The organism is Thermoanaerobacter sp. A7A, from assembly GCF_000445185.1.
In the GTDB taxonomy this organism is placed as follows: Bacteria; Bacillota; Thermoanaerobacteria; order Thermoanaerobacterales; family Thermoanaerobacteraceae; genus Thermoanaerobacter.
The window spans coordinates 1-5,900 of record NZ_AVAF01000083.1 but is presented as its reverse complement, the minus strand read 5'-3'; the positions used below and the strand labels follow the sequence as shown (position 1 = coordinate 5,900).

General features: G+C 35.0%; 6 protein-coding genes. All 6 read right to left on the bottom strand.

Annotated features, from left to right (window positions below):
- Positions 1–257: 257 nt before the first annotated feature.
- The gene (prfA, locus tag M663_RS0104800) at positions 258–1,328 is read right to left on the bottom strand and encodes a peptide chain release factor 1 (RefSeq protein WP_029688141.1); all 1,071 of its coding nucleotides are present in this window, start codon (positions 1,326–1,328) and stop codon (positions 258–260) included.
- 48 nt (positions 1,329–1,376) lie between these two features.
- Positions 1,377–2,216 carry a peptide chain release factor N(5)-glutamine methyltransferase gene (prmC, locus tag M663_RS0104795; protein WP_029688140.1) on the bottom strand — a complete coding sequence of 280 codons (840 nt, stop codon included), beginning with the start codon at positions 2,214–2,216 and terminating at the stop codon, positions 1,377–1,379.
- Positions 2,203–3,129: a DUF1385 domain-containing protein gene (locus tag M663_RS0104790; RefSeq protein WP_029688139.1), complete on the bottom strand. Its 927-nt coding sequence runs from the start codon at positions 3,127–3,129 to the stop codon at positions 2,203–2,205. The genes prmC and M663_RS0104790 overlap by 14 nt, the downstream gene beginning before the upstream one ends.
- 15 nt (positions 3,130–3,144) lie before the next feature.
- Positions 3,145–3,726, bottom strand: a complete 582-nt coding sequence (locus M663_RS0104785) for a thymidine kinase (protein WP_009051986.1) — start codon at positions 3,724–3,726, stop codon at positions 3,145–3,147.
- A gap of 68 nt (positions 3,727–3,794) precedes the next feature.
- The gene (gene rpmE, locus M663_RS0104780) at positions 3,795–4,004 is read right to left on the bottom strand and encodes a 50S ribosomal protein L31 (protein WP_003867319.1); all 210 of its coding nucleotides are present in this window, start codon (positions 4,002–4,004) and stop codon (positions 3,795–3,797) included.
- Positions 4,005–4,066: 62 nt separating this feature from the next.
- Positions 4,067–5,593 (bottom strand): transcription termination factor Rho, encoded by a 1,527-nt coding sequence (gene rho / locus M663_RS0104775; protein ID WP_029688138.1) that lies wholly within the window; start codon positions 5,591–5,593, stop codon positions 4,067–4,069.
- Positions 5,594–5,900: the final 307 nt, after the last annotated feature.

The following is a 5,900-nucleotide window of genomic DNA, read 5'->3' as shown; positions in this document are numbered from 1 at the left end:
AAAGGAGATATTTTGCATCGTCGCTCCGATGTTCCAAAGCAACAAAACTAAAGCTCGACCTTCGGGCTCTGGCAGGGTACCGGGCACAATCGGCATCCATGCCTTAAGGTGCCCGCCTCCGCCATCCATGGCTACGGCCCTGCCTCCACCCTCGGTCTTGTTAAGTTTTGTTGCCGCTTTGTAACAAGTCGCTCCTTATGCAAAATATCTCCTTTACGAAAGTTTGTCTACAGTCTGGAACAGGTTTCCCCGTTCCTTTAATTTAGATTCATATTCTTAAGTTTTTCTGCCTGGTCATTTAAAATTAAAGCATCTATAATTTCATCCAAATCCCCATCAAGAACTTCCTGTAATCTATATAAAGTTAAACCTATTCTGTGGTCAGTGACTCTACCTTGTGGAAAATTGTAAGTTCTTATCCTCTCGCTCCTTTCCCCAGTACCTACTTGGGATTTCCGTGTCTCAGCAATTTCTCTTTGTTGTTCTTCTAGAGCCATTTCATAAAGCTTTGCTCGCAAAATTTTAAGAGCTCTTTCTCTATTTTGAATCTGTGACCTTTCATCTTGGCAAGTCACGACAATTCCTGTTGGAATATGGGTAACTCTGACTGCGGAATCAGTCGTATTTACACTCTGTCCTCCATGACCCCCTGACCTAAATACATCTATCTTTATATCATTTGGATTTATCTCTACATCAACTTCCTCGACTTCAGGCAAAACTGCCACCGTAGCGGTAGAAGTGTGTATTCTTCCTCCAGCTTCAGTGGTTGGAACCCTTTGAACCCTATGAACGCCACTTTCGTATTTTAACCTGCTGTAAGCTCCTTTTCCAGAAATATTTAAAATTACTTCTTTAAATCCTCCGATATCTGTTTCATTGGAGCTCATTATTTCTACTTTCCAACCTTTTTTCTCTGCATACATGGAATACATCCTAAAAAGGTCATGGGCAAAAAGAGCTGCCTCTTCTCCTCCTGCTCCTGCCCTAATCTCCATTATGACGTTTTTCTCATCATTTGGGTCTTTTGGTATTAAAAGAATTTTTATCTCCTCTAATAATTTTTCTTTTTTTTCTTCTAATTGAGAAAGTTCTTCCTCTGCCATCTCTTTAAGCTCTTCATCATTTGAAGACAACAACTCTTTTGTAGCCTCTATATCTTCCAAAACTTTTTTGTATTCTCTGTATTTTAGCACAATATCTTCAATAGCCGCATGCTCTTTTACATACTTTCTCCATTCATTTACATTTGAAATAATATTAGGGTCACTTATTTTTTGACTTAATTCTACGTATCTATCTTCTATTGCTTGCAATTTATCAATCATTATCTCACCTCAAAGATTGATTATACCACATATTATCTGTTGTGAAAACTATAACTTATACTTCGCTATTATCACTCTGTCAATACCCGCCAAATCTTTAATTATTTTTATATCCTTAAATCCACCTTTTTCTAAAAAATTAGTTATTTCTCCTTTTTGGCCATATCCTATTTCAAATCCAATTTTCCCGCCTGATTTCATATAAAAAGGAGCTTCTTTTATAATTTTTTTGTAGAAGAAAAGTCCGTCTTCTCCTCCATCTAACGCGACAATAGGCTCTTTTTTTACTTCTTCCTGCAGTAGCTCAATTTCATTTCTTTTAATGTAGGGAGGATTTGACACAATAAAGTCAAACTTTAAATTTGGCGGAAGATTACGAAAGAGGTCACTTTCTATAAAGAATATCCTATCTAAAACTCCTTGCTTTTCAGCATTGTACTTTGCAACTTCAATAGCTTTTTTGCTGATGTCAACTGCGTACACAGTACAATCTGCAAAATATTTAGATATGCTTACAGCTATAGCACCGCTACCAGTACCTATATCCAAAATTACATTTCCTCTTTCCACCCTTTTTAACACTTCTTCTACAAGAATCTCTGTCTCTGGCCTAGGAATTAACACGTTCTCATCTACAAAAAACTCTAATCCCATAAAATGCTGCTTTTTTACAATGTACTGATAAGGAATGTGAGATTTTCTCATATTTAAAAGTCCTAAAAACTTTGCTAACTCCCCTTCCTCCACTTCATCTTCTCTTTTAATTATTAGATTTATCCTATCCATCCCCAAACAGTAAGCAAGGAGCAGTTCCGCTTCAAGTTTAGGATTTTCGCAAATATTTTTAAGTTCTTTTGTCCCCAAATTTATTGCCTCATATATTTTCAAATTCACGTCCTCCCTCGTCTTCCAAAACACTTTTTAGTGATGCAATAGCAACTTCTAATTGACTGTCATCAGGCTCCCTTGTGGTAAGCTTTTGTAATAGCAAGCCAGGATATACAAAAGCCGTTATTATTTTATTGTCACTTCGCCCTGCTAATTTTATTATTTCATAAGATATACCAGCAACTACAGGAAGCAAAAGAATTCTACTAAGTATCCTTATATAAAGAGTAGGCCATTTTAAAAAAGAAAAAACTATTATAGAAACTATCATGACTATGAAAAGGAAATTTGTCCCACATCGAGGGTGTAAAGTAGTATATTTGCGAGCATTTTCCACTGTCAATTCCTCTTCATGCTCAAGGCAATGAATAGCTTTATGCTCTGCCCCATGATATTCAAAAATACGCTTTATGTCTTTCATCTGAGAAATAAGAACAAGGTACAAGAGAAAAATGACAACCCTCAACAACCCCTCGACAAAATTTATGACTATGGTATTTTTTGTAAATAATTTCATGTAATCCGCTACATATGTCGGTCCGATAAAAAATATGACAATAGATAAAATTAAAGATATTGCGACAGAAAAATACATCAAAACATCATCTAACTTATCTCCAAACACTTTTTGTAAAAATGAATCAAATTTTGAAATATTTTCTTCATCTTCTTCTTCAAAAAGTTCTGCAGAATAAGTAAGGCTTTTTATACCTACGATAAGAGAATCAAAAAGAGCAAAAGTACCTCTTATAAAAGGTAACGAAAAAAATTTATTCCTTTTAGTCAAGGGTTTTACATACTCTTTCTTTATAATTATTTCATCTCCTTTTCTTACAGCTGTCGCTACACTATTGTGTCCTCTCATCATAACTCCTTCAATTACTGCTTGACCACCTATATCAGTTTTTTTCATTATTACACCTCTTTTCTATGTACGGGGAACTTCATGGCATTTTCGACACCTTGCTTCATAGGTTTCATGGGCCCCTACTAAAATGATTGGATCATCGTATTTTGCAGGTTTCCCATTGATAAGCCTTTGAGTGCGAGTAGCAGGATTGCCACATTTCACACATATAGCCGTCAGTTTATCCACAGACTCCGCAATTGCCATTACATCAGGAGTAGGCCCAAATGGTTCTCCCCTAAAGTCCATATCTAAGCCAGCACAAATGACTCTTTTGCCTAGATCTGCAATTTCTCTTACAACATCCACAATCGAATGGTCAAAAAACTGAATTTCATCAATTGCGATAACCTCTGTGTCTTCTTCTAAAAGCTCAATTATTTCAAAAGCTTTTACTACACTAATAGCATTTATATTAGTGCCATTGTGAGATACCACCTTGTCAATAGAATATCTATCGTCAATAGCCGGTTTAAAAACTTGTACTTTTTGTTTGGCAATTTGTGCTCTTTTAATCCTTCTTATTAGTTCTTCACTTTTACCGCTAAACATAGGACCAACTATAACCTCTATAAAACCATGATCCAAAGATCCGTATATCATGAAAACCACCTTTCTTAATGTCAAATTAAAAACAAAAGGTTAGAGTCTTCACCACTCTAACCCCCAAATTATTTTTCCTCTAAATTAAATCTCTTTCTAAATCTCTCGACTCTTCCACCTGTATCTACAATCTTCTGCTGGCCTGTAAAGAAAGGATGGCATTTGGAACATATTTCTACTCTAATTTCTTTCTTTGTAGAACCTGTTATAAAAGTATTTCCACATGCACACCTTACAACCGCATCATGATAATAGGTAGGATGTATATTCGGTTTCACAGCTTTCACCTCTTTCAACCAAAACTCATACGGAGAAATTATAACACAAGTTATACACAATATCAAGATTTATATAATTGTGCTCTTATCATATTTATAAACTCCGCATTAGATTTAGTTCGTATTAATTTTTCAATTAACATCTCTGTAACCTCTGCAGGCGGTAAATTTGACATGGCTTTCCTTAATATCCACATGGCCTCCAATTCTTCTTTAGTAAGCAGCAATTTTTCTTTTCTTGTACCCGATTTGTATATATCAATAGCAGGGAATATCCTTCTTTCTTGTAATTTTCTGTCAAGGTGAAGTTCCATATTGCCCGTTCCCTTAAATTCTTCAAATATAACTTCATCCATGCGGCTTCCCGTTTCAATCAAAGCAGTAGCAAGGATAGTTAAACTTCCACCCTCTTCTATATTCCTGGCTGCTCCAAAAAATCTTTTCGGAGGATGTAATGCAGAAGGGTCAATGCCACCAGAAAGAGTTCTTCCTGAAGGAGGTGTAATAAGGTTATAAGCTCTCGCTAACCTAGTAATACTATCTAAAAGAATCACCACATCCTTTTTATACTCCACAAGTCTTTTAGCGTGCTCTAATACCATTTCAGCCACTTTAGTATGGTGTTCTGGGAGTTCATCAAAAGTAGAATATACTACTTCTCCTTTTATAGAACGTTTCATGTCAGTTACTTCTTCAGGGCGTTCATCAATTAAAAGCACAATGAGAATAACTTCTGGATGGTTTTGTGAAATGCTATTGGCAATTTGCTTAAGTAAAGTGGTTTTTCCTGCTTTTGGCGGTGCAACAATCATACCCCTTTGCCCTTTACCTATAGGAGCAATGATATCTACCAATCTCATGGAAAATTCTGTAGGTGAAGTCTCTAATCTCAATTTCTCATTTGGGAAAATAGGAGTTAATTCATCAAAGGGAATCCTTTTTTTAGCATTTTCGGGATCTTCACCATTTATAGATTCCACATAAAGAATTGCAGAATATTTTTCCCCTTCTCTAGGAATCCTTGTAATACCTCTTACTTTGTCGCCAACTTTTAAGCCAAAACGCCTTATTTGCGATTGAGAAATATATATATCTTTAGGCCCTTGAACAAAGTTTTCTACTCTTAAAAATCCGTAACCATCTGGCAAAATATCAAGAATGCCTTCTGCCACTACATCTCCTTGTGTCTGTATAAGTTCTTTCAATGGATCAGAAAGTTCTTTAGCAATTGGCAAGATGTCTTTTGAAGGCTTTGATTGAGCTTGTAATCCATTTGCGCTATTTTCAGTACTAATAGACTTTGCATAACCATTTTTCGATATGTTAGAATTAGTATTTGAAGTATCATCTGTACTTTTATCTATCGCACTTTCTTGTAATCCTTCTGTTTGCCCTTCATTTAAACCTTCCTTTTTTTTGTTATCCTCTTGAATTAAATTTTCTCCATTTAACTGACTAACCTTTCCCAAAATTTTTTCTCTCAACTCTTGTTTTCTGTACTTCGTAATACTTTTAATACCTAACTCTTTTGCAATTTCCCTCAGTTCCATCAAACTCAAATTTTCCAAAGTATTAATATCAAAATGCAAATGTACACCTCCCAAAAGTAGAATTTTAACAAACTAAGTCCTCATTACCTCATTTTTAAAAAAGTATAAGAGGGAACTTATCTGAAGATAAAAATGAGAATTTCTGCACAACACACTTCTCGCAAAGGATACTTATTAAAAACGCAAAAAGAAAATGCTAAAAGAAATGAATACGTATAATCTTATTCTATTTTATTTATATTTTTTTGGAATGTCAAGTAGTTATTTTCAGTCCCAAAATTTATAATTAACAATTTGTAGGAAATTTATACATAAACATAAAGTATAAAAAGCGGGGATAACCCGC

Coding starts and splice junctions, on each gene's coding strand:
- prfA (WP_029688141.1), bottom strand. CDS start 1,328: ATGATTGATAAATTGCAAGCAATAGAAGATAGATACGTAGAATTAAGT.
- M663_RS0104785 (WP_009051986.1), bottom strand. CDS start 3,726: ATGATATACGGATCTTTGGATCATGGTTTTATAGAGGTTATAGTTGGT.
- M663_RS0104790 (WP_029688139.1), bottom strand. CDS start 3,129: ATGAAAAAAACTGATATAGGTGGTCAAGCAGTAATTGAAGGAGTTATG.